25 protein-coding genes are annotated in these 25,420 nt (G+C 38.1%); 1 reads left to right on the forward strand and 24 read right to left on the reverse strand.

Going from position 1 to position 25,420, the window contains the following annotated elements; all coding sequences use genetic code 11:
- Nucleotides 1-571 precede the first annotated feature (571 nt).
- The 24 genes from trxB to lplA form a co-directional block, all read right to left on the reverse strand.
- On the reverse strand, nucleotides 572-1,516 hold the full coding sequence (gene trxB / locus ACIP9G_RS13465; RefSeq protein WP_401020010.1) for a thioredoxin-disulfide reductase: 945 nt from the start codon (nucleotides 1,514-1,516) through the stop codon (nucleotides 572-574).
- A 104-nt stretch (nucleotides 1,517-1,620) separates the two neighbouring features.
- The gene (locus ACIP9G_RS13470) at nucleotides 1,621-3,138 is read right to left on the reverse strand and encodes a tetratricopeptide repeat protein (RefSeq protein WP_340822512.1); all 1,518 of its coding nucleotides are present in this window, start codon (nucleotides 3,136-3,138) and stop codon (nucleotides 1,621-1,623) included.
- 90 nt (nucleotides 3,139-3,228) lie between these two features.
- Complete coding sequence (gene hisIE, locus ACIP9G_RS13475) at nucleotides 3,229-3,846, reverse strand: bifunctional phosphoribosyl-AMP cyclohydrolase/phosphoribosyl-ATP diphosphatase HisIE (protein WP_401020014.1); 618 nt, start codon at nucleotides 3,844-3,846, stop codon at nucleotides 3,229-3,231.
- Nucleotides 3,843-4,604 carry an imidazole glycerol phosphate synthase subunit HisF gene (gene hisF / locus ACIP9G_RS13480; RefSeq protein ID WP_401020017.1) on the reverse strand — a complete coding sequence of 254 codons (762 nt, stop codon included), beginning with the start codon at nucleotides 4,602-4,604 and terminating at the stop codon, nucleotides 3,843-3,845. Before hisF ends, hisIE begins: the two co-directional genes overlap by 4 nt.
- Nucleotides 4,598-5,230, reverse strand: coding sequence for an imidazole glycerol phosphate synthase subunit HisH (hisH, locus tag ACIP9G_RS13485; protein WP_401020019.1), 633 nt, complete (start codon nucleotides 5,228-5,230; stop codon nucleotides 4,598-4,600). The genes hisF and hisH overlap by 7 nt, the downstream gene beginning before the upstream one ends.
- The gene (gene hisB / locus ACIP9G_RS13490; RefSeq protein WP_401020021.1) at nucleotides 5,227-5,826 is read right to left on the reverse strand and encodes an imidazoleglycerol-phosphate dehydratase HisB; all 600 of its coding nucleotides are present in this window, start codon (nucleotides 5,824-5,826) and stop codon (nucleotides 5,227-5,229) included. The genes hisH and hisB overlap by 4 nt, the downstream gene beginning before the upstream one ends.
- Nucleotides 5,827-5,830: 4 nt before the next feature.
- Nucleotides 5,831-7,105 (reverse strand): histidinol dehydrogenase, encoded by a 1,275-nt coding sequence (hisD, locus tag ACIP9G_RS13495; protein ID WP_401020024.1) that lies wholly within the window; start codon nucleotides 7,103-7,105, stop codon nucleotides 5,831-5,833.
- 83 nt (nucleotides 7,106-7,188) lie between these two features.
- A complete protein-coding gene (hisG, locus tag ACIP9G_RS13500; protein ID WP_340822501.1) occupies nucleotides 7,189-7,812 on the reverse strand; it encodes an ATP phosphoribosyltransferase in 624 nt (207 codons plus the stop codon).
- On the reverse strand, nucleotides 7,805-8,977 hold the full coding sequence (locus tag ACIP9G_RS13505; protein ID WP_401020027.1) for an ATP phosphoribosyltransferase regulatory subunit: 1,173 nt from the start codon (nucleotides 8,975-8,977) through the stop codon (nucleotides 7,805-7,807). Before ACIP9G_RS13505 ends, hisG begins: the two co-directional genes overlap by 8 nt.
- A 630-nt stretch (nucleotides 8,978-9,607) precedes the next feature.
- Entirely contained in the window at nucleotides 9,608-10,150 is a 543-nt protein-coding gene (locus tag ACIP9G_RS13510; RefSeq protein ID WP_340822498.1) for an acyltransferase, read from the reverse strand.
- Between the two features lie 4 nt (nucleotides 10,151-10,154).
- Nucleotides 10,155-10,796, reverse strand: coding sequence for a pyrophosphatase PpaX (gene ppaX, locus ACIP9G_RS13515; protein WP_340822497.1), 642 nt, complete (start codon nucleotides 10,794-10,796; stop codon nucleotides 10,155-10,157).
- 12 nt (nucleotides 10,797-10,808) lie between these two features.
- Nucleotides 10,809-11,630 (reverse strand): prolipoprotein diacylglyceryl transferase, encoded by an 822-nt coding sequence (gene lgt, locus ACIP9G_RS13520; protein ID WP_340822495.1) that lies wholly within the window; start codon nucleotides 11,628-11,630, stop codon nucleotides 10,809-10,811.
- A 37-nt stretch (nucleotides 11,631-11,667) separates the two neighbouring features.
- On the reverse strand, nucleotides 11,668-12,603 hold the full coding sequence (gene hprK, locus ACIP9G_RS13525; RefSeq protein WP_340822494.1) for an HPr(Ser) kinase/phosphatase: 936 nt from the start codon (nucleotides 12,601-12,603) through the stop codon (nucleotides 11,668-11,670).
- A gap of 225 nt (nucleotides 12,604-12,828) precedes the next feature.
- Complete coding sequence (gene cccB / locus ACIP9G_RS13530) at nucleotides 12,829-13,158, reverse strand: cytochrome c551 (protein WP_340822493.1); 330 nt, start codon at nucleotides 13,156-13,158, stop codon at nucleotides 12,829-12,831.
- Nucleotides 13,159-13,209: 51 nt separating this feature from the next.
- The gene (locus ACIP9G_RS13535) at nucleotides 13,210-14,058 is read right to left on the reverse strand and encodes a YitT family protein (RefSeq protein ID WP_401020032.1); all 849 of its coding nucleotides are present in this window, start codon (nucleotides 14,056-14,058) and stop codon (nucleotides 13,210-13,212) included.
- Between the two features lie 166 nt (nucleotides 14,059-14,224).
- Complete coding sequence (locus tag ACIP9G_RS13540) at nucleotides 14,225-15,454, reverse strand: EAL and HDOD domain-containing protein (protein ID WP_401020034.1); 1,230 nt, start codon at nucleotides 15,452-15,454, stop codon at nucleotides 14,225-14,227.
- Nucleotides 15,455-15,920: 466 nt separating this feature from the next.
- The gene (locus ACIP9G_RS13545; RefSeq protein WP_401014574.1) at nucleotides 15,921-16,565 is read right to left on the reverse strand and encodes a VTT domain-containing protein; all 645 of its coding nucleotides are present in this window, start codon (nucleotides 16,563-16,565) and stop codon (nucleotides 15,921-15,923) included.
- A gap of 423 nt (nucleotides 16,566-16,988) precedes the next feature.
- Entirely contained in the window at nucleotides 16,989-18,539 is a 1,551-nt protein-coding gene (locus ACIP9G_RS13550; RefSeq protein WP_401020036.1) for a fatty acid--CoA ligase family protein, read from the reverse strand.
- Nucleotides 18,540-18,680: 141 nt separating this feature from the next.
- Nucleotides 18,681-20,621 carry an FtsX-like permease family protein gene (locus ACIP9G_RS13555; protein ID WP_401020039.1) on the reverse strand — a complete coding sequence of 647 codons (1,941 nt, stop codon included), beginning with the start codon at nucleotides 20,619-20,621 and terminating at the stop codon, nucleotides 18,681-18,683.
- Complete coding sequence (locus ACIP9G_RS13560) at nucleotides 20,593-21,369, reverse strand: ABC transporter ATP-binding protein (protein ID WP_340822484.1); 777 nt, start codon at nucleotides 21,367-21,369, stop codon at nucleotides 20,593-20,595. The genes ACIP9G_RS13555 and ACIP9G_RS13560 overlap by 29 nt, the downstream gene beginning before the upstream one ends.
- A gap of 12 nt (nucleotides 21,370-21,381) precedes the next feature.
- On the reverse strand, nucleotides 21,382-21,813 hold the full coding sequence (locus ACIP9G_RS13565; RefSeq protein WP_401020043.1) for a hypothetical protein: 432 nt from the start codon (nucleotides 21,811-21,813) through the stop codon (nucleotides 21,382-21,384).
- A gap of 11 nt (nucleotides 21,814-21,824) precedes the next feature.
- Nucleotides 21,825-22,808 carry a sensor histidine kinase gene (locus tag ACIP9G_RS13570; RefSeq protein ID WP_340822482.1) on the reverse strand — a complete coding sequence of 328 codons (984 nt, stop codon included), beginning with the start codon at nucleotides 22,806-22,808 and terminating at the stop codon, nucleotides 21,825-21,827.
- Nucleotides 22,808-23,512, reverse strand: coding sequence for a response regulator transcription factor (locus ACIP9G_RS13575; protein ID WP_401020045.1), 705 nt, complete (start codon nucleotides 23,510-23,512; stop codon nucleotides 22,808-22,810). Before ACIP9G_RS13575 ends, ACIP9G_RS13570 begins: the two co-directional genes overlap by 1 nt.
- Before the next feature lie 230 nt (nucleotides 23,513-23,742).
- The gene (gene lplA / locus ACIP9G_RS13580) at nucleotides 23,743-24,735 is read right to left on the reverse strand and encodes a lipoate--protein ligase (RefSeq protein WP_401020050.1); all 993 of its coding nucleotides are present in this window, start codon (nucleotides 24,733-24,735) and stop codon (nucleotides 23,743-23,745) included.
- Nucleotides 24,736-24,877: 142 nt separating this feature from the next.
- On the opposite strand from lplA, the gene yhfH reads away from it, so the two are divergent.
- Nucleotides 24,878-25,003, forward strand: a complete 126-nt coding sequence (gene yhfH, locus ACIP9G_RS13585) for a protein YhfH (protein ID WP_069514604.1) — start codon at nucleotides 24,878-24,880, stop codon at nucleotides 25,001-25,003.
- Nucleotides 25,004-25,420: the final 417 nt, after the last annotated feature.

The following is a 25,420-nucleotide window of genomic DNA, read 5'->3' on the forward strand; positions in this document are numbered from 1 at the left end:
AGAGTTTGTCCTCATTTCACAACTATGGTATCTTGCGCAAAAAATCGATTATATTGAATCATCATTTAGGGTTTTTGTTTCTTTTTGTATAAAGGCTCGTCGTACTCCCAATGACAGTTATTTTACACGAATAATCATACTTATAGTATACAGTTTTCTGTTGTTAGACATGACACATTCAAAAATAATAAGCCTAAGCATCAGGCTTATTATTACATAAAACTCCACTTCGCTTTCGTACGGTTTGTTGCGCCTTACTTTTTGTACTGTTGCTACAGGAATTTATATGGAGAGATTCACTTAAATTCAGAATTGTTTTAGTGACTGGCACTAACACAAATATCAAAAATAGGTTGCTCCCACCTAATTAGGCGGAAACAACCTACTAAAAAAATAAAAGGGGGATTGCTAATTACACTCTAAATAATACACCTTTTATATGTCATTCAAGTTACAGCAATATTAAAACCGTATTAAAAAATTGTATTTTTTTCCGGTAATAACGGCCAATAGCAACCAGCTTTTTGTCGCTGAACGCTGGCATTCGATACGAACTGTTTTTTTTGGCCAATTATGCGTTAATTTTTTCTAATAATACTTCCACATAATGTTGTGCTGCTTGTGCTGCAATACTACCGTCGCCAGTCGCAGTTACGATTTGGCGAAGCGATTTTTCACGTACATCTCCTGCAGCAAAAATACCTGGTACTTTAGTTTCCATATTATCGTTAGTCACAATATAACCAGCTTCATTTAAAATTCCTAATGCTCCAAAAGGTTTTGTTAATGGAAGCATACCAATATAGATAAATACGCCATCAGCATTAAATTCTGATTCTGTGCCGTCAACAGTTGATTGTAATGTAACGCTGCCTACTTTACCGTTAGCATCGTTAATTTCTTTTACTGTTGCATTCCAAATGAAATCAATTTTTTCGTTGGCAAATGCACGATCTTGTAGAATTTTTTGAGCACGTAATTTGTCACGACGGTGAACAATTGTTACTTTATCAGCAAAACGTGTTAAATAAACACCTTCTTCAACAGCTGAATCCCCACCACCTACGACAACGAGGTTTTTTTGTTTAAAGAATGCACCATCACATACTGCACAATAGCTGACACCGCGTCCACCAAGTTCTTTTTCACCTGGTACACCCATTTTTTTATATTCTGCACCTGTAGAAAGGATAATTGATCGTGTTTTATATTCTTTAGCACCAGATTTAATGATTTTGTATTCTTCTCCATCGATGATTTCTGAAACATCACCGTATGCATACTCAGCGCCAAATTTTTTCGCATGGTCGAACATTTTAGTAGATAGCTCAGGCCCTAAAATAGTATCAAACCCTGGATAATTTTCTACTTCTTCTGTATTCGCCATTTGTCCGCCAGGAATACCACGCTCAATCATTAGCGTTGAAAGGTTTGCACGTGATGTATAAACAGCCGCAGTCATGCCGGCAGGTCCTGCTCCGATAATTACAACATCATAAATTTTTTCTTCTGACATACATACTTCCTCCTAAACTTGTAAAACTTTTTTATAATAACGTTAGTATGTTCATCGTATGTGAAAGCATTAAGTTATTCAACTATGTTGCTCACAACCTAAATTTAACTCGTTGGTAAAAACGTTAACATTTCTTCAATATATTTAGATAATGTAGACACAGATATCCCATACTGCTCTGCAATTTCCTTTTTCGTCACCTTCAACATGCGAGATGAGCGGAATAAGAAATCATTTGCACCTGCAATTGCTGCTGGATTTGTAAAGCGATAATTTTCACTAAGTGCTTGTTCACAAAGTACAAACCACATTTGAAACATCGGTGCAACTAATGTTGTCATTTTCCCATATTGCTCTAATAATATTTCTGATACACGGACGGCTCTTAAAAAGCTTGCCTCGACTTTGTTTTTTTCATCAAACTGATGACCAAGTGCATAAGCTAAAAACAGCTTTTCAAAAGCATCAAATTGTTCAACATCTATCCATTTAGGATGAGCAATGATTTCCTGTTTATGCGCTGTACCTTTTAGTAAAAACAAACCGAATAGACGATCACTTATATATTCACTTTCAAGTTTAGATACAATGAAGTCACGATCATGTTCTAATGCGTCAAGCTCATATGTATTTTCATGCTGACGCCAAGGTTCAAAGCCCTCTTTCTCTGGATCAAGCTCAAGCAACTGCTCCCAAGCACCCTTTGAAATTTCATCATAGCCAGAGAAATATGCCGCATGAGATAACCAAAAGTAAAATCCTGGATCACCTAAATAGCCACGTTTTTGCATGCTTCGTAGCCATTTAAAGGCTATTTCATATTGACCAATAAGTGCAAGCGTTGCACCTAGTTTATAACGATGATCCCAAGCATAAGGCTGTATTTTCACCAATACTTCTAAAAGGGCATTTAATTCCTCATCATTTTTCTCATAATACGCAATAACCGTTAAATTGCATAACGCATGTAAATTCCCTTTATTTTCACGCAGTACAGTGTTTAGAATTGCTTTTGCCTGCTCTGCTTCACCGACATAAAAATAAGCTAAAGCTAAATTATTGTATGCAGACCAAAATTCTGGTCTATCTTCTACTAGTTGTTCTAAAATGTTTATTGCTTCTGGGAAATCTCCCTTTTCCATACAACGACGAGCTTGCTCCTGACGATATAAATCCTCGCCACTGCCTTCAAGCTCTTCATAATCATCTTGTTCAAAAGCTACAAACTCCAATATTTCTGCCGCTTCATCTGCATAAGCACCCTCTGGTTCCATTTCTAAGTACTGCTCCGCAAAGCGTTTGGCATCTTGAATAATGCCGACGCACCCAGACACTTCCGCCATATAAAATATAATTTCCGGCTCATTTGGATCTAATTGATAGGCACGACGAAGTAAATCATAGGCTTCTTCAAAACCTTGACCTTCTAATTCTACAATCGCTAATTGCAATAAGATCATTGGATCATCTGGACTTAAATCAACAGCACGCTGTAAATATTTATAGGCTTTATCCATCTGTCCGCTATTCATCGCTTGAATTGATTTTTTATAATAATAGTCGCCTGTTGGAATGAACGATACGACATTCGTTTGCTTCTCTTTTTGACGTTTCTTTTCCAAAATATTTCCTCCGAAACAAGAAATAAGGAACGCATCATACGTTCCTTTTTACAGTAACTTATATTATACCATACAATAAGCGATATGCTGTTATTTCTCCTCGTGACGTTTTTCCAACACATGCAATACATCAAAAACATTTACTTTTTGTTCTTGTAGTAAAACTAATAGATGATAAATTAAATCTGCTGCTTCCCATTTTACCTCTTCTGCATCACGATTTTTTGCACCGATGACAACCTCTGTTGCCTCTTCTCCAACTTTTTTACAAATTTTATCGATGCCTTTATCGAATAAATATGTAGTGTATGCTCCCTCTGGCATTTCTTGCTCACGCTTTTCAATTACTTTGACTAGTTCAGGGATAATACCAACCGAGCCAACTTTAGCATTTTCTTGAAGTACATTAGTAAAGCAAGAAGTCGTTCCATTGTGGCATGCTGGGCCATCAGGAAGTACTTCTACAACTAAGGCATCGCCATCACAATCCGCTTTAATGGATACTACCTTTTGTACGTTTCCACTTGTAGCTCCTTTATGCCATAGCTCTTCGCGAGAACGTGAGTAAAACCATGTTTCGCCTGTTTCCAATGTTTTTTCTAATGACTCTTTATTCATATAAGCTACTGTTAATACTTCTTTTGTATTGGCATCTTGCACAACAGCTGTCACAAGACCTTTATCGTCAAATTTAATGTTATCAATCATCTAACTGCCACTCCTTTTTCACGTAAGTATTGTTTTACTTGCGCTACGCTCGTTTCCTTGTAATGAAAAATGGATGCTGCAAGTGCTGCATCTGCATCTACATCATCTGCTAATACTTTGTAAAAATGTTCGGCATTCCCTGCGCCACCACTTGCAATGACGGGGACTGTCACGGAATCTCTTACCGCCTTTGTTAACGCTAAATCAAAGCCAGATTTTTCTCCGTCCTGGTTCATACTTGTTAATAAAATCTCACCAGCACCTAAGCGAACAGCCTCTTTTGCCCACTCTATCACTCGCCATGATGTTTTGTTGCGGCCTCCGTGTGTATACACCATCCACGTACCGTCTTCTTCACTGTAGCGCGCATCGATTGCAACAACAATACATTGAGCACCGAAGAAGTCAGAACCTTCCTTAATAAGCTCTGGACGTTCTAACGCAGATGTATTAACGGATACTTTATCAGCACCAGCTCGTAAAATACGTTTCATATCCTCTAACGATCGAATACCACCGCCAACGGTAAATGGAATAGCTAATGTCCCCGCTGTTTGGCGCACCACATCGACCATTGTTTCACGACCTTCATGCGATGCCGATATATCTAAAAATACAAGCTCATCTGCCCCTTGCTCATCATAAAACTTTGCAAGCTCTACCGGATCTCCTGCATCGCGCAATGAAACGAACTGTACACCTTTGACAACACGCCCATCCTTCACATCAAGACATGGAATAATACGTTTTGTTAGCACGCCGCCACCCCTTTTAACCATTGTTCTAATAAGTACACGCCTAACTCACCCGATTTTTCAGGATGGAACTGCATACCTGTAATAGAGCCGTTTGCAACGATGCCTGGTACTTCAATACCATGATAGTCTGCATAAGCCACAAGCTCTGTTGCATCAATATTTGTCGCATAAAATGAATGGACAAAATAAACATGTTCAGCAGTTGCTTCACCTTTTAACCATGCAGGACGATTTGTCACAATCAATTCATTCCACCCCATATGAGGTACTCGATATGATTGTTCCCCTTGAACACCACTAAAGCGCTGAATACTCCCTTTGAAGAACCCAAGGCCTTTCGTTAATGTCACTTCTGCACTTTCCTCAAATAGTAACTGCATCCCTAAACAAATACCGAGCAATGGTCGATTTTCTGCCTTTACTTTTTGTAGGTAGTTATCTAATTTTGTTTCCGCTAAGCGTTTCATAGCATCTGGAAAAGCGCCCACACCTGGCAGTAAAAGTGCATCGACTTCATCTAGCTCGTGTTCATCTGCTGTTACAACGACCTCACAGCCCAGACGTTTTAATGCTTCCTCGACACTAAATAAATTGCCCATCCCATAGTCGATTACACCGATTTTCACGTTAACAGCCCCTTTGTTGAAGGTACACCTTTAACACGAGGATCAATCTCAACTGCCGCATCAATCGCACGGGCTAACGCCTTAAAGATAGCTTCAATTATATGGTGCGTATTATGACCATATGGCACAATTACATGCACATTCATTCTTGCTTCAAGTGCGAATTTCCATAAAAACTCATGCACTAATTCTGTGTCAAAAGTGCCTACCTTTTCTTTTAGCTCGGGCACGCGATATTCTAAATGCGGACGATTTGAGCAATCGACCACGACTTGAGCAAGTGCGTCATCCATTGGGACAAAGGCGTTACCGTAACGTTTAATGCCTTTCTTATCACCAAGCGCTTCACGAATTGCTTGTCCTAACACAATGCCAAGGTCTTCTGTCGTGTGGTGATCATCAATGTGCGTATCACCGTTCGCTTGAATTGTGCCATTAAAAAGACCGTGTTTAATAAATAAATCCAACATGTGGTCCATAAAACCAACACCTGTTTGTATATCCGCCTTGCCCTCACCATCTAAATCAATGGCTACTGATATTTGTGTTTCATTAGTTGTCCGTTCTACCTTTGCGTAGCGTTTCTGTTCTGTCATCGTTCTACTCCTTTTCCCATCCACGTGATTCTACTGCACGAGCATGCCCCTCTAGGCCTTCCATGCGAGCTAAGCGTGCAATTTTCGGGGCATTATCGGCCCACGTTTTTTCAGTGTAATAAACGATGCTCGATTTTTTCACGAAGTCATCTACATTTAAACCACTTGCAAAACGAGCTGTGCTGTTTGTCGGTAATACATGGTTTGTGCCTGCAAAATAATCACCAACAGGCTCTGAGCTATATCGCCCGATAAAGATACTGCCAGCATGACGTACTTGCTCTGCCACAGCTTCCGCATTTTTTGTAACGATTTCTAAATGTTCTGGAGCTAATGAGTTAATTGCGTCTACTGCATCTGACATCGTTTCGGCAATATAAATCGCACCATAATTTTCTATTGACGCACGTGCTACTTCTTCACGTGGTAAAGTGGCTAATTGCTTTTCCACTTCAAGTGCTACGTTATTAGCAAGTTGCTCAGATGTTGTCACTAAAATGGCACAAGCCATCTTATCATGCTCTGCCTGTGATAAAAGATCTGCAGCAACCTCATCTGCAAAGGCTGTTTCATCTGCAATTACTGCAATTTCACTTGGTCCCGCAATCATATCAATTGCGACTTCACCAAATACTTCACGTTTAGCAAGTGCAACAAAAATATTGCCAGGGCCTGTAATTTTATCGACCGCTTGAATCGTTTCCGTTCCGTAGGCAAGTGCCGCAATTGCCTGTGCACCACCAATTTTATATACTTCTTCTACTCCTAAAATATGAGCAGCAGCAAGCACGCCAGCAGGTAATTTACCGTCACGACCAGCAGGTGATGTAATAACAATTCGCTTAACCCCAGCTACTTGTGCAGGAATTACGTTCATCAATACGGAGGAGGGATATGCAGCTGTCCCTCCTGGAACGTAAAGACCTACTGCATCGAGCGCAGTAATACGTTGTCCAAGCCAAGAGCCATCTGCTAATTCCATTCGATAGCCAGAACGCTTTTGTTGCTCATGATAGAGACGAATATTTTGTGCAGCTTCCATTAAATCTGCATATAGCTGTGCATCTATCGCGTTTACGCCCTCTGCAATTTCTTCCTTTGTGACACGTAAATTGTCAGGAGCAAAGCCATCCCATTTTTCTGTATATGTACGTACTGCGATGTCACCTTGCGCTCGGACATCCGCCAATACTTGTCTTACAACCTTTAATTGTTCTTCGTTGCCACCTTCAAGTGGTCGTTTCAAGGAAATACCTTTTGCTAACTTTGTTATTTTCATGAAAAAAGTCCCCTTTGGTTTCTAGCAATTCGTGCAGCGCTCTTTTTGCAACTAGTATATAAGTAGAAGCACGTAATATTTAATTAGTCGACGCAATTCTTTAAGCGTTTTACTAGGTCAATGATGCGATCACCTTTCATTCGATAGCTCACTGGATTGGCAATTAAGCGCGAGGATACATCCGTAATAAACTCATACTCGACTAAGCCATTTTCTTTAAGGGTACGTCCTGTCGATACAATATCTACTATACGGTCCGCTAAGCCTATCATCGGTGCAAGCTCGATCGACCCATTTAATTCAATAATTTCTACTTGCTCGCCAATACCTTTATAGTACTTCATCGCAATGTTTGGATATTTTGTCGCAATGCGTGGCGCAATTTCGTTCATCGTCGTATTAGGTAAGCCTGCTGATGCGATATAGCATGTACTTATTCTTAAATCAAGAAGCTCATGGACGACTCGCTGTTGTTCCAATAAGACATCTTTTCCGGCAATGCCTATATCTGCAACACCGTGCTCGACATACACAGGAACATCCATAGGTTTTGCTAGTATAAAACGAATTTTTTCTTCAGGAATTTCTATCATTAATTTACGCGTCATCTCAACCTCTTCTGGTAAATTAAAGCCTGCTTCGATAAGCATTTGGTATGCCTCTTCAAAAATGCGCCCTTTCGGCATAGCAATCGTTAATTCATTCACCGCGAACTTCCTCCTGTCCAACAACAACTACCTCAGTAAAATGCGTTAAAAAGGCTGCTTCATCGACTAAACTACTTCTTAACTGTAAGGTCGCTTGTTTTCCCGCTGCTCTTAAAGCTTGTATCTTTTCAAGAGCCACCTCAAAGTCTGCTTCCTCAAATAGCACAACGACAGCTTCTTCCTTTTGCAAAGCTTGCGCTGTTATCGTTTCTAATAGTCTGTCTACACGAATACTAAAGCCTGTAGCCCCAACTTTTGAGCCAAATACTTCAAGTAATCCATCATAACGTCCACCATTTCCTAATGGGAAACCACTGCCTGATGCAAACACTTCAAATAACATGCCTGTGTAATAGCTCATATGGCTTGATAGTGTAAAATCAAACGCAACATACTGAGCTAAGTCAGCAACTTCTAACAATTTTGCAAGCTGTTGCATATATTCTAATGCGTCATTTTTCCGCACATATTTTTCGATATCTCGAATTTCCTTTAAAGTCATAGCCTCTTCGATAAATTGTAACAATGCATCTGATTTTGTCTTTGGTAAATCAAATGACGCCACTGCCTCTTCAAAGCCTACGTAGTTACGCTGCACAAGCAAAGTGCGTAGTGCGTCTTCTTGTTCGATACTTTCTGTATAGTCCTGTAAAATACAATTTAAAACACCTGCATGTCCAATCGTTACTTTGAAATTTTCTATACCAAACTGCTTTAACAGTTCCATTGCTGTAGCGATTACCTCAGCATCAGCAAATACCGAATGATCACCGATTAGCTCAACACCCATTTGCTCAAATTCTGCTGGCCGTCCACCTTCTGTTTCCTGTGCACGGAATACACTAGCAAAGTAAGCTAAGCGGAGCGGTATCATTTCTTTTAATAATTTCGAAGTGGCTACTCGAGCAATCGGTGTTGTCATATCAGGACGTAGGACGAGCGTATTGCCCTGACTATCTACAAGCTTGAATAAATGCGCATCGGAAATTGCAGATGCTTTACCTACTGTATCGAAATACTCTACTGTAGGCGTTTTTATAAATTCATAGCCTCTTGAGCGTAAAAAGCTTCGACCTGTATGTCTTACAGCTTCTACTTTTTCATAAATTTGCGGAAATTTATCGCGCATACCAAGTGGCTTTTCAAACATTTTAATCGCTGACATGTTGACACTTCCTCACGTTTCACTTTAACTCACTAGAGTACTAGAGAATTAGAATATGAAAGTATTTTAACGCATTCCTTTTATTCAGTCAATATATTACGCACTGAATTCTCTAAAAATTTAATTACTTATTATTCAGTTAATTATACACCTATTTATATAAAGTGGAACTTTTATAGAGCCCTATAGCATAGCGCATGTAAACCTAAAATAAAATTTAGCAAATCGTGATAGTATGAGTTAATGTTAGCGAAGGCGGCGACTCCTACAGGTACAGCACAAAAAGTTAGACACTGGCATTCTGCGCATTGGCGAAGGTTGCGGCTTACGGTGTGCCCGCAAAAAGTTGCCCCCGGAGCAAATAATAACGGCATAATAAATTTTTAAAGATGTAGAATATTTCCTCAATGCAAAATGAAAACTGGCAATAGATAAAATTTAGCAGATAGCACTAGTTGATGGTAGCGAAGGCGGTGACTCCTGCGGGAACGCACGCAACGTAAGACGCAACAAACCGCGCGTTAGCGAGGGTTGCGGCTTACGGTGTGCCCGCGGAAAGCACCGCCGTAGCGGACATCAACGGCATAATAAAAAAGTGTTAGATTGACTGCAGTCAATCTAACACTTTTTTTACTTTTTCGGCGTACACCATTGCACAACTTCCTTCTGTTTGCGCTCGGCCATCTGTTCTGCTGTATAAATAATTTGCATCGGGTTACCGCCTGCTAGACAGCCTGCTGGTACATCCTTATGTACTAGTGTTGCGGCTGACACGATGGCTCCGTCACCTATCGTCACTCCAGGTAAAATAGTTGAATTAGCCCCTACCATCACTTCATTGCCAATATGGACATCCCCTAGACGATATTCTTCAATTAAGTATTCATGCGCTAAAATTGTCGTATTAAAGCCAATGACTGTATTATTTCCGACATGAATACGCTCGGGAAACATCGTATCTGGCATGACCATTAAAGCTATAGATGTTTGGTCACCGATTTTCATTTTTAAAAAAGTGCGATACAGCCAGTTCTTCACACGTAAAAAAGGTGTGAAGCGTCCAATTTGAATGACAATGAAGCACTTCATCACCTTCCAAAAGGACACCGTATCATATACATTCCATAGCGAGTTTGCTCCCTCGACACGATATCTTTCTGTTTTACGCGCCATGCATTTACCCCTCTTTCACAATATCAAGTAAATCCTTCATATGTTGCAATATATATTCTGGGTTAAACTGCTGTAAATATTGTTCCCCTTTAATTGACCATGCGACACCTGCAGCTCTTACACCTGCATTATGCCCAGCTTCAATATCATGAGAATTATCACCAATCATAATGGCGTCTTCTTTTGCTGCACCTAGACGTGATAAAGCAAGTAAAACTGGCTCTGGATCTGGCTTCACATTTTGCACATCATCTGTCCCTACTATCACATCGAATAGATGACTAGCACCTAGAATGTTCAAGCCGCGATCAATCATAGCATTGCGCTTTGTTGAGACAATGGCTAATTTAATACCCATCGACTTTAATTGCTCTAAAGTTGACACAACATCAGGGAACTCGGTCACAAGCTCATCATGATGCGGTTCATTCCAAGCGCGATATTTTGCCATCATTTCGTCTTCTTCACCTGGCGTTAAATCACTAAATGTCTGTTTTAATGACGGACCCATGAATTTTAGGCAATCTTTTGGCGAATATTGCCCGGGAAATCTCTCTTCTAAAACGTGCATAAATGATTGAATGATTAAGTCATTTGTATTTAATAATGTACCATCAAAATCAAAAAGCAATGCTTTTACAGCCATCCTTTACACTCCTTACTTATTGTCCAAATATTTCACTGCAGGCTTTACTTTCAATCTTCGATAAATAATTGCCCCAAGCCCTATGACAATACCAATAATTGAAACGACCTGCGCTGATCGGATATCGCCAATTAAATATAGACTATCTGTACGTAAACCTTCTATATAGAAACGACCAATTGAGTACCATATTAAATAGCTAAAGAATATTTCCCCACGATTTAAATTCACTTTACGTAATGCCAGTAAAATTAATAAGCCGACAAAATTCCATACAGATTCATATAAAAACGTAGGATGTACATATGTGCCTAGTTCTTCGATGTACATTTGATTAATAATCCAATCTGGTAGCATAAGGTTTTCTAAAAATGAACGTGACACTGGTCCACCAAATGCCTCTTGATTCATAAAATTGCCCCAACGGCCAATAATTTGTCCAATTAAAAGACTTGGCGCTAAAATATCTGCCACGCGTAAAAAGCTTACCCCTTTTTTTCGAGTAAATATGTAAGCCGTCACAAATGCACCTATTAGCGCACCATGAATAGCAATACCGCCATTCCAAATTTGAATAATGCTGCCTGGATTTTCACTATAATAATCCCAACGCATAGAAACATAATAAATGCGTGCGCAGATGATAGAAATCGGTACTGCCCATAATAACAAGTCAGCTAAAAAATCTTCGGGCAATCCGCGTTTTACAGCCTCTCTTTGTCCAACAAAATATGCTAAAATAATCCCCGATACAATTAACAATCCGTACCAACGTACAGGAATCGGCCCTAAATGGAAGGCTATCGGGTTAATGTCTAAAAGTAATAAATCCATCTTATGCTCCTCTCAATATTTAACGATCTGTTACCTATTAATCGTCTAATTCATCTGTTGAAGAAATAACTTCATCTAATCGTCTTGAAAACTCTTCAGCTGCATTGACACCCATTTTCTTTAAACGGTAATTCATTGCTGCTACTTCGATAATTACGGATACATTTCGTCCAGGTCGTACTGGAATTGTTAGTTTTGTCAGTTCTGTATCAATTATCTTCATTTTCTCTTCTTCTAAACCTAAACGATCATATACTTTGGTAGGATCCCATATTTCTAACTCAATAATTAAAGTAATACGCTTATATGGTCGTACGGCACTTGCACCAAAGAGTGTCATAATATCGATAATACCAATACCTCGTATTTCCAATAAATGCTCTAAAAGCGGTGGCGGACTGCCTATTAAAAAATCCTCAGATTCCTGACGAATTTCCACACAATCATCCGCAACAAGTCGGTGCCCTTTTTTTACAAGCTCTAGCGCTGTTTCACTTTTCCCAACACCGCTTTTTCCGATAATGAGCACACCAATACCATATACATCGACCAACACGCCGTGCGCAGCTGTCATAGGAGCTAAACGTCCCTCTAAATAATTGGTTAGTCTACTCGAAAATTTTGTTGTCGTCATATGTGTTTTAAATACGGGTACATGCTTTTCGTTTGAAGCTTGAATAAGCTCCTCAGGCACTTCTAGGTCACGAGATATAATGATAGCTGGCGTATCCTGTGAACATAGTAAACGCATGCGTTCTAGTTTAACATTCGTTGGTAACATTTCGAAAAAGGAAAGCTCTGTTTTGCCTAGTAATTGTACTCGATTTGCAGGATAATGCGTAAAATATCCAGCCATCTCTAAACCAGGTCTAGAAATATCACTTGTAGTAATAGTTCTTCCAATACCTTCCTCGCCACCTAATAGTTCTAACTTAAATTTTTCCATTACGTCCCTTGTCAATACTACGACCAATGTTTGCAGCCTCCATTCAAACGAATTGAATATTGTTTTATTTTAGCATGCCTATGTATAAAAGAAATGAAATTACACTTGTTTGCATGTTTATATAGTAACACCATTATACTTACTTCTAGACAGCGGTGTAACATACAAGTGCAAAATTACGAGAGATATACCATTTACAGTAACAAATAGAAAAACTAGCGGTCTCCAGAACCGCTAGTTTTTGTCATTTATTTATTTTTGAGTTGCTAACCATTTGGCAACAGCTTCAGCGTCTGCACCTTTAATAAGTCCAGCTGGCATTGCCCCACGACCATTGTTAATCACGTCTAAAATTTCTTCTTCAGATAAACGAGAGCCTACATTATTTAGTGCAGGTGTATTACCCATACCTTGTAGCTCACCACCGTGACAAGAAACGCATGATTTCATTGCGATAGCTTTACCGTCTGGTTCAGCAGCCGTATCGTTATTACCTGTAGCATTATTTTTTTCTCCGCCGCCACCACATGCAGCTAAGAAAATTGCTGAACCGAACACTAATGTTAACATTGCTTTTTTCATTAGTACCCCTCCTAAGTAAATGAATATCTTACCATTGCTATTATACCAAATTTATGCGCGCTTGAAACCTTCACCTAACACCTCGTAGGCATCAGAAACGATGACAAACGCAGATGGATCAACGCTTTTAATGAGTTGTTTCAGCTTTGTGAACTCTGTTTGATAGACAACAACCATTAAAACTGGTCGTGCTTCTCCAGTATAACCGCCAATTGCTGGCAATTTTGTCACACCACGATCAATTTCAGCATATATCGCATCACGCACTTCATCTTGTTTCAACGTAATAATATACACCATTTTAGATTGACTAAATCCAAGCTGAATAATATCAATCGTTTTTGTTGTGACATACAGGCCGATTAAGGCATAGAGTCCTTTTTCTAAGTCAAAAACAATTGCTGCACTAATTGCGATAATTCCATCAATTAATAGTACACTTGTACCAAGCGAAAATCCGGTATACTTTGTAATAATTTGAGCTAGTAAATCAGTGCCACCAGTAGAAGCATTCCCCTTAAAGACTAGACCTATTCCTAATCCGACAACAATTCCTCCAAAAAGTGCACCAAGTAAAGGGTTATCAGTCCAAGGTTCCCAATTATTCGTTAATAAGACGATAAACGGTAACGTTATTGTACCAACAAAAGACTTTACGCCAAACTTTTTACCAAGTATTAGAACTCCAGCTAAAAACAACGGGATATTAAATGCATATTGTACTAGTCCAGGATTCCAGCCAAATAAGCCATGTAAAATGGTACTTATGCCACTAACGCCTCCTGAAGCTACTTGATTTGGTAGTAAAAATACATTAAAACCAATTGCCACTACTGCGGCACCAACAATTACATACACATATTCCAGAATACTTGCCTTTACATCTTGTGATTGATTCATTTCCTCACGCCCACTTCAACTATCAGAATTTTTCTAAAGACGACATGATTATAGCAAATAGTTTTGACGTTGAGAACTTCATCTTGATGAAGAGAAACTCGACCTAACAAACAAAAAAAGCTACCTTGTGAACATTGGTAGCTTATTTTCTGTAGTTTTCCCCTAATTATAATGATGTTTCTGCCCATTCTAAAGCTTCATTATATAAAAGATCAATACTTGCCATTTCAATATTAATTTGAGGTGCTAATTGCTCTAGACGTTCCCAATCTAGTTTACCTAAGGCAATACTAAACTCTAAATATGGTGTCATCTCGGTTTGTCCACCTAAAATCGTTTCCGTAATCGCCTCTGAAAAAGGTAATTGCTGCAAAATAGCATTCATCGGTCTTTGTAAGATCGTATCAATTAATGAAAACATCCCGACTAAAAAATACTCAGAAAAGTTTTGCTTATAGGATAGCTTTGCTAATTTTTCACAAACTTTTGCTCTGAACAATGATGTACGCATTAATTCTTGGAAAAGATCTGAATCCGTTTTACCATCAAATTCACGCAAAGCTAATAAATAGATCCACTTACGTAGATTTGCTAAACCAAGTAATAAAATAGCTTGCTTAATTGAACGCACTTTTGATTTTGAGCGTCTACTAGAATTATTAATCATTTTTAATAATTTATACGTTAACGATATATCGCGTTCAATATTTTCCGCTAACAGATGAACATTTGGCTCTTCTTCTTTTAACAGAGAAATTATATGGAAATATTGAATAGCATTTGCAGGTATATCCATTGCTCTAATGATTTGAGGCTGCTCAAAAAAATAGCCTTGGAATAACTCATATCCTGAATGCTTAGCTACTTTAAATTGTTTTTGTGTTTCCACTTTTTCAGCAAGCAATTTAATATGAGGGAAATTTTCTTTTACCATATTTTCAATTTCCATTCGTTCAAGCAAAGAGGAAAATAAAAAATCCACTTTTATATAATCAATATGAGGGAAAAGTTTTTCATATATTTGTACATCTTCGTTTAAAATAAAATCATCTAAAGCTATTGTAAATCCATGCGCCTTCAGCTCAATGACACGCTCAACTAATTTCGGTGTTAGTGGTACATCCTCTAAAATCTCAATTACTATTTGAGAAGGATTTAAAAATTCTTCGATTGAACTCATAAGCAAGTTTTCCGTAAAATTAACAAAACAAGGCTTCCCTTTCGTCACCTCGTCGATACCTATTGATAAAAATGAGTTCACTAACACATCCACAGTTGCAGCATCTGAATCGACATTAGGAAATGAATTTTCATTTTTATTTCGATACAACAATTCATACGCAACGACCTGTTCGTGAAGATTAAAGATTGGCTGTCTTCCGATAAATACTTCCATTTCGTTGCCTCCAATTCACCATTTTCTAGTAATTATTATAGCATCTTTCAGTACCTTACGCTTATTTTTTCAGCACTATATTATTTGTTTCTTATCCTCCAACTAACATATACCTATACAATTGGCTATTTATTACTTATGTAACTGGAGTAGTCCTAAATAATACTTTTTTGATAAACATCCATTTTGCCACTCAACATAAAGTGTTTGTCATAAGCCTTTAATCGCATTATAAAATAAATTATAAGAAATCCATATACTGTTTAGAAAATAATTACATTAAGCAATAAAATGAAATGGGATTTTCTAAATTTGGAGTGGATGTTAGAAACTTCATTTGGAACGCAGAGCGTAATTTGCGAGTAGCAATTCTAAATATATTTCAATAAAAAAGACTATAAACAAACTCGAAATTTTCAAGTTGTCTATAGTCTGAATACCTCAGAATCATTTCTGAAGCATCTATTTATTTCCCAAATTTAGATTTGAAAGCGCCAATAACCGCTGGTACTACTGAGATAAATATAATTAAAATAAGAACTACCGAGAAATTATCTTTAATAATTGGGATATTACCAAAGAAATAACCAAGTAATGTACAACTGAATACCCATAAAACTGCACCTACTATGTTGTACAGTAAAAAGTAGCTATAATGCATCTTACTTGCCCCTGCAACAAATGGAATAAACGTACGAATGAATGGCATGAATCGAGCAATAACAATCGTTTTCCCACCATGCGTGTTGAAAAACTTCTCCGCAGCCTCCATACGTTCCTTTTTAACAATTCGGCCTAATAAGCTCTTAGGTGGAATCGAAGTACCAACTTTGTGACCAATATGATAATTCATTGTATCCCCTAAAATTGCTGCAGCCAAAAATACAGGAATTAGGATCCATAAATCAAAGGCTCCCATTGCTGCGGTTAATGTACCACTAGCGAACAGTAATGAATCACCCGGTAAAAATGGAAAAATGACAACACCTGTTTCGACAAACACAATTGCAAATAGAATGAGATAACTCCAATTACCAAAATCACGAATAATTTCTTCCAAATGCACATCAATATGCATTATAAAACTAATTAACTCTTGAATGAGTCCTATCATTGTTTTTGTATGCTCTCTTTCAATTTAATTTTTCCTAAAAGCTTGGACGTTGTTACGCACAAAAGGGTTCCAAATCAATACAACATAGTATACAAGTTACTACTCCCCTACTATATGACAAGCCCTTTTAAAGTATGTAGAAGTTTTGCACATGACTGATTTTATCACTACGGCTCTATGCACTCAACTTATTTAATCATATTCAGTATAAGTGCCAGGCACTCAAACAATTCTGAATTCTTCCCATAATATAGTTTTAATAACTACGTAAAAATCCACGGAGACACTAGCAGGAACGCGTAGAACGTAAGACGCATTAATCCGCACGATACGAGTGCCAGGCACCCATACAATTAACAATTTTGAAAATAAAAGCCCACCACTAACTTTCTGTGGTGGACATGAATTCTATTAAAAATCTTATACTGTTGTCGCTTTTAAAGAACGACGCAAAATTTTACCTGTTGTATTTTTCGGTAGCTCGTCCAAGATTTCGACAACTTTCGGAACTTTGTATTTCACCATATGTTTTGCACAGTACTCTAATATATCATCTGCTGTAGTAGCCGTTCCTTCTTTGAGCACAATATATGCATGAACTGCTTCACCGAAGTTAGGGTCTGGATAGCCCACTACTGCCGCCTCTACGATATTGTCATGAGCAAACAACACTTCCTCGACTTCTCTCGGGTATACGTTATAGCCTCCAACAATAATCATATCCTTTTTCCGATCAACGATATAAAAATATCCTTCGTCATCTACTTTTGCAAGATCCCCTGTGTATAACCAACCTTCACGGATGGCCATCGCAGTTTCTTCAGGCATTTTATAGTAGCCTTTCATTACGTTTGGACCACGAACGACTAACTCGCCAACCTCACCAACAGGAACTTCTCTTCCATTGATATCAACGACTCTATTTTCGACGTTGTTAATAGATGTACCGATAGAGCCTGCTTTCCGTTCTCTGTCTAATGGATTGAAGCATGTTACAGGTGAAGCTTCTGATAAGCCATACCCCTCTGATACACGTACATTAAATTTCTGCTCGAAATTATGTAATAGTGCAACAGGTAAAGATGCGCCTCCTGAAATGGCTAAACGAATTGTCGAAAAATCTTCCGGCTTGCCTTCAGGTAATAAATGTAAAAAGTTATACATCGTTGGGACACCAGCAAATACCGTTGCCTGTTGCTCCTTCGCCAATGTGAAAATTTCACTCGGACTAAAGCGCGGTGCAAGTAAAACGGTTGCGCCACTGATTAAAGGTGCGTTGACAACTACCGTTAATGCAAATACGTGGAAAACTGGTAATGTTGCAATAATGCGATCGTCAGCTCTATACCCTAAATATGTAGAGACGTCACGTGCATTTGAATAAACATTTCCGTGGGACAGCATGGCACCCTTTGGATTCCCTGTTGTTCCTGATGTATATAATATAATTGCCGTTTCATCATCTGCTACGTCCGCTGGTTCAAGCGATTCAGTTGCACGCGCAATGATCTTTGAAAATAAATGCGTTTTCGCTTTTGCCTCTTCCGATAAAGCAGCTACTTTTTCAGCTACATCTGCTGTTGTTTCACAAACTACAAATGTCTCAACTTCTGGAAACGCTTGTACACCTACTTCTACTAATGGAAGCAATGCATCGAGCGCAATAACCGCCTTGACATCTCCATTACGTAAAATATAAGAAATCTCATCTGGCGTATAAATTGGATTTACAGGAATTGCTGTAGCTCCTAAACGCATCGTTGCATATAAAGCAATTAAATAATGTGGCGTATTGCCGAGTAAAAACGCCACATGGTCCCCTTTTTGTACCCCTAAATCTTGTAACCCCTGTGCAAAGCGACCAATTGTTTGTTCAAATTCCCCATACGTCGTATCTTTCCCCATAAAATGATACGCAATTTTTTCCGGTTGCTCTGCTGCTTGTTGACGAACACATGAAACTAAATTCAATTACACCATCCCCTTATCGTATAAAATGAATCGTTATTCAGTAATATTATATAAGAAATATATCTAAAAGACAATGAGTCTTTTTACTTCATGTCATTATTACCGTTAAAAAATTCATTTTTTTCTCTTTTGTACAGATTTTCAAGAACGGATATGTGAGATATATCGCCAACGGATTAAGTAAAAATAAATTACTTGAATAACTACAAAAAAACCAAATGCAAAGAAAACTTCTTTAACAATTGAAATATTAGCAATATCCTTTAAAATACCTTGAACCATAAAAAAGGCAAAGGCACTGTGCATCATAGCAACACTCCACGGCAAGAAAAATTGCGGGAATAGATGGCGATTGACCAGCTTTTTCAATTCTATATCTGTTAACCCCATTCGCTTTAAGACATCAAATTTCCGCTTCTCTCGTTCAAGTGAAGTATGCAGTTTAAAGTAAATGAAGCTACCAGCCGCTAGTAAAAATACAGTCGCTACTAAAACACCAACTAATGTAAATAATGAGTACGTAGCTAGTATATAAGAATAATTTAATCCTGCATTTTCAAAGTAAAATGGGCTATGCTTGCCCTTCTTAATATTATTAAAATATTCAGTTGATGCCATTTCAACTATGTCCTTACCAATTTCTTTTGTCTCCATCCACTGCGGAATATCAAAAGTAAACAAATGATAGCTTGGTTGCACAACACCCTTACTTGTAATTGGCTTCACAAGTTTCACAAAGTCTTCATCACTTATAACAATCGAATTCACACTAACTATTGATCCTGGGAATACTATTTTAGGATATACACTATCTATCGTAATAGGTATAGAGTTTTCTTCTAAAACCGTTTGAACTTCTTTATTTTTAAGCTTTTTTAAAGATTCTTCCGAATATGGTATGAATACTGCCTCTCCAGATTCTAGATTAATCAATGGATAGTTAAAAGAGGATAACAAGACGTTCATATCTGATTCTCGGAATACCTCAACCTCATTATGTGTATATGAGGAAGTTTGCTTTACAACTACAAAGCGGGATAAATGATAGGATAATCCCTTCTCCTCTAATTGGATGCGTAGAGAATTAATGTGCGTAGCTTCATATGGGTTATCGCTATCTCCTTTATAAATAAGACCTAGTGGATTTAAACGATCGTATTGTGTCGTATAGGAGGACATCGTAGCCAATACTCCAACAGATAAAAATGCCATTGTCGATACCATCGTTACGACGAAAAACATTTTCACATTATCCCTCATAATGTGTGTTTGTTCAGCTAAAGATAAGAGGCGATAGCGCTGCCAATTAAATTTACGTTTTCCACGTGCAATTTGTAAAAAGAATGGTACTGAATCACTAAAAAAATAGTAAGTTCCAAAAGTTGCTGAGAACGGTATTAATAACGTAAGACCAATCATTGTCGTATGAGAAACGATAAATGCCAGCACATAGGTTGCTAAAATTAAAACAATGCCATATGTTGCACGAACCTTTGAATAGCTAGTCTCGCTATTTATATAATCATTTCCCTTGATCAGATCGCGAAGTTTTCTCTCACGAGTAAAATATACGCTTATGAAAGAAATAACGACAAAGGCACTAGTAAAAACACCGATTGTCAGTAAAAAAGGTTGCCAAGAAACATAGAGCGGTAAATCCTCTAAATGCAAAATTTCTCGAACAATCATGAAGAAAAACTTCGAAAATGAAAAGCCAAAAATAATGCCCACAATAATAGAGCCCGCACCGATAATCATTGTTTCTAAAAAGACAAGCTTGTTCATTTGACGTTTTTCCATTCCAAGATGCAATAAAATAGCAAACTCATGTGATCTCGCCTCTAAAAAAGCACTCATGGAATAATATAAAAAGAACAATGTAAAGAGGACAAGTACGATTTCTGCACCAATCATGCCGACTAACGATACTTCTCCTAAAATGCCACGTTCAATATCTGGATGAAACATCAGCATTGAATAGATAAAAAATACAGCTACGGAAAAAAAGCTCGCCATAAAAAAGGCCCCGTATATACGGCTGTTCCGTACGACATTACGGTAAGCGAATTGTCGAAAGGTCACCTACTTGCCCTCCTCCTAGTAAGCTCAATACATTTAAAATACGTTGGAAAAACATTTGACGTCGGTCATCTCGGTAAATTTCATTGAAAAATTCCCCGTCCTTAATAAATAGCACGCGATCACAATAACTAGCTGCGATCGGGTCATGGGTCACCATCACAATTGTCGTTTGTTTTTCCTTATTAATTTTTGTTAATAGCTCAAGAACATCACGCGAAGAATTAGAATCCAAATTTCCCGTCGGTTCATCTGCTAAAATAAGGCTTGGGTTATGAATCAATGCCCGTCCTATCGCTGTTCTCTGTGCTTGTCCACCAGAGATTTCATTTGGACGTTTTTGCAAAAAGGAAGCTAAATCAAGCTTTTCTATAATATCTGCAAGACGCTCTTCCATTACTTCTAATGGCTGCTGATCAAGCGTTAATGGCAACACGATATTTTCCTCGACAGTGAGCATATGCAATAAATTGAAATCCTGAAAAACAAAGCCCAGCTGTCTTCTTCTAAAATAAGCAAGTTCAGTAGCATTTAGCTTATGAGGGTTCATGCCATCTAAAATGATTTCTCCACTTGTTGGTTCGTCAATCGTAGAAATAATATTTAATAACGTAGTCTTACCACTTCCCGATGGACCCATTACTGCTAAAAACTCACCTTCTTCAACCTCAAAACTTAATTGATTGAGTGCACGATGTGTAACCTTTCCCTCGTATACTTTTGTAACATCTTTTATTTGTAAAATAGGCATGCCTTGTCCACCTTATTTCTCGATTAATTCCATAGATTCTGGTAATAGCCATTTTAATACCACCTCAAAGCCAATTTGAAACTGTGGCTCTAAAATGGCTGAAGGTAAGTTCTCTTCATCTTGAACTAGACTAAAGCAATGCTCCCCTACGACCATATCCCAACCATCTAATTCACCTTCTATTATTTCGCCACAAACTGAGTAGTGCCCACTATACATGACTTGCTCGCCTTCTACTGGAAAAGCATTGAGTAGGCATGGTTTATGTAAGTTTAGCCCAAGTGCATTGCAAAAATGCATTACCTCATCTTGAAGTAATAGGCTAGCCTGACGGAAATTTTCACAAAACAAACAGTCACAAGCTTCTAGCTGTGAGTCATACAGATTTTTCGTCTTTTCTAATTCAATATTTAATACCCAGTCATCAATACGCACTTCTCCCATTTTTGCTCCCCCTAATTTGTAAATGTCACGGTGACAATCGTACCTTTACCTACTTCAGATGTAATGTCCAATTGATGCCCTAGTTTTTCACAGATTTCCTTTGCTAAATATAAGCCCATACCTGTGGATTCCCCAGTTTTACGCCCATTCTCTCCCGTAAAAAAGGCTTTAGTCACACGTGAAAGGTCAGAAGCAGGAATACCAATTCCTTCATCACAAATTGCTAACTGAATATAATCATCTTTTTTAATGGCAGATATCACAATTTTTTTATTTTCTTCAAATGTATATTTCACTGCGTTTGTAACGAATTGCCCAATAATAAAGCGAAGCCATTTTGAATCACTCGCTACGATCATGTCATCCTCTATATGAATTTCTGGAAAAACTCTATTCGTTATAAATAAACGTTTATTTTCATTAACAGTTGCAGTGACAATCGCTTTTAACGGAATCTGCTCTACTTGCATATCCTCTTCAAAGTTTTCCAGTCGCGCATTGACAAGCACCATATCCAATCCTCTACGTAAGCGATCAATTTCCTCTTGAACATTCTTTTTATCGAGAGGACGCTCATCCTGTAATAGCATCTCGATGACTGAAATTGGGGTTTTCATTTGGTGTACCCATTGATTCATAAATTGATCGTGTCGCTTTTGACTAGCATATAACGAATGCAGCTCGTGCTGGTAAAGACGATATAGTTCATGCATATATTTTTCTACTTGCATCGCCTCTGGTGTCTTGGCATTTTTTTGTAGTACATCCTCCATTGATTTTGGAAGATGTAATAATTTGTTCAAATAACTTTGCCGCATTAAATAGCGAATAAGTAAAAATGAGCATAGCAATACCAAACTAATACTTACAGAGTAAATAGCAGTATCAACGTTACGAAAGCCGTCGAGCCAATACAACACCATAATAAAACCAACTAAAATTAGCTGGAAGATAAAAAATGTTGCATAATCTCGCAAAAATAATTTCCAACCCATTACAGTTCACCCGCACTTAATATAAAGCGATAACCTGCTCCGCGGACTGTCTCAATTGTTGACGAAATATTATAATCTGCTAGCTTTTTACGCACACGCGTCATATTAACATTCAACGTATTTTCATCGACAAATGCTTGGTCGTCCCATAGCTCTTCTAACAATTGCTCGCGCGTAACAACTTTTGGTGCCTGGCCCATTAACAGCTCTAAAATGATACATTCTTTTTTCTGCAATGGAATTTCTAAATCATTTTTGTGCAACTCCATACGCTCTAAATGCAATACAAGCTGCCCTTGCTTAATCGTTCGTTCTTCTTGCCTAGCCGCATACTCGCCATATGTACGACGCAAGTGACTACGGATTTTAGCCAAAACAATTTCATAATTGAATGGCTTTGTAATAAAATCGTCACCTCCATTTTCAAGCGCAAAAATTTGATCCATTTCCCCAGATCGTGCTGAAATGAAAATGATTGGACATGTTGTATATTGACGTAACTGACGACACCAATAATAGCCGTCATACGCTGGTAAATTTATATCAAGCAATACCATATGTGGATTAAACGTTGTAAACTCTTCAATTAGATGGTCAAATTCTTGGATTGTTTCCACTTCGTATTGATATTTTCTAAGTGTTTCTGCAAGCAATGATGCAATCTTTACATCATCCTCGACAATAAATATTCGATGCTTCTCCATACCGACACTCCTTTCTATCGTATATTGTACCAAAAAAAGGCCACGCGCCATAATTGCGCGTGCCCTTTTCTATCATGAGTACGGAAGTAGCTTCGAATTTCCATTACTAAGGAGTTTAGCATGTTTCGACTCATAATGTTCCCAGTAGCATAACCATTCTATGGTCTAAATATAGGCTAAAAATATCTTTCTTATCGAAAGGCATTTGCCAACTACTTTTTTGTCTACTGTTAATATATTAATTGTAAAAACTCTTCTGTTGAGACACCACCAAAGTAAGTTGGTACGTCGATATCTGCTAAAGCCTTTGCAATCGCTACACGGTCATAGTTTGTCCCAACTAGACGTTGTTCTACATCAGCCATATCGCCTACACCGAAGAAATCACCGAAAATATGTGCTTCTTCAATAACACCATGCTTCACCTCTAAACGGATATCAATTCCACCTGAAGGGAAGCGATGTGTTTTTTGAATATTAAAGCGTGGCGATTTACCGTAATTCCATTCCCATGTTTGATAGCGTTCAGCGGATAATTTTTGAATATTCGTCCAATCTTCGTCAGTTAGCTCATAATAGCGAATATTTTCTTCACCACCGAAAATGGACTTTAAAATTTCTAGGCGGAATTCTTCTATAGTCATTTTATCCTTTAAAAATTCCGAAATATTTGCTACGCGTGAACGTATCGATTTAATGCCCTTTGATTCGATTTTATCTTTCTTTACCTTTAATGCGGATACAACAGCATCAATTTCTGTATCAAACATTAATGTCCCGTGACTAAACATACGGCCTTTAGTAGAAAACTGCGCGTTCCCAGAAACTTTACGTCCTTCTGCTAAAATATCGTTACGACCTGACAGCTCAGCGTTTACGCCCATTTTTGCAAGCGCATCTACAACAGGCTGAGTGAATTTTTTATAATTCATAAAACTATCGCCATCGTCGTTTGTAATAAAACTAAAGTTTAGGTTTCCAAGATCGTGATACACCGCACCACCACCAGAGAGACGGCGCACAACGATAATACCGTTATCCTCCACATAGTCTGTATTAATTTCTTCTATCGTATTTTGATTCTTCCCAATAATGATGGATGGCTGATTTATGTAAAATAACAGCACTGGCTCCTTCTCAACGTCCATTGTCTTTAATAAATACTCCTCAATGGCAAGGTTAATGCGTGGATCATGTATCCCTTTATTATCAACGAAAATCATAGTCGTTTCCTCCTTCACAAAATATCCATATTTTATTTTAACGCAAATTAGGCATTTTGTGTTGACGAAACGCATCTGTTATAATACACTAGAAAATAATAAAACAGTAATAGTACAGATGAACTTAAAGGAGGAGTCCACAATGTTAGAAAACGTAGTTGAATTTTTCAAGAACTTACCTGCAAAACAATGCACGGAATGCGGTGAAAAGATCGAAGAACAAAGCGAATGCTACAGCAACACTTGTGAAAAATGTAACTGCCTATAAGCATTTGCCTATTCTGTAAGTCATTTCGTGCCCCACACGAACTAATAATGACACCCCTCATCATACATTTATGGTGAACCATTAATTAAATCTCTTACACTTACACAAAACAGCAGCTGATACGCTCATATCAGCTGCTGTTTTACTTTGTAAATTGTATTAGTGCCTGGCACTCTTGCCACTGAGAGCTGGTGCCAGGCACTCAAACAATTTCTATGCAATTTTATGAAGCACTAAGGGAAAATCCACGTAGACTCCTGCGAGAACGGCACGAGTTGTAAGACGCAACAAACCACGCGACAGCAGGGTTGCAGCTTACACTGTGCCCGCGGAAAGCATCAGCCGTAGTGAACATCCACGGCATAGAAAAAAGTGTTAGATTGACTGTAGTCAATCTAACACTTTTTTTGTCATAGC

Source organism: Lysinibacillus sp. NPDC093197 (assembly GCF_044754025.1).
GTDB lineage: Bacteria > Bacillota > Bacilli > Bacillales_A > Planococcaceae > Lysinibacillus.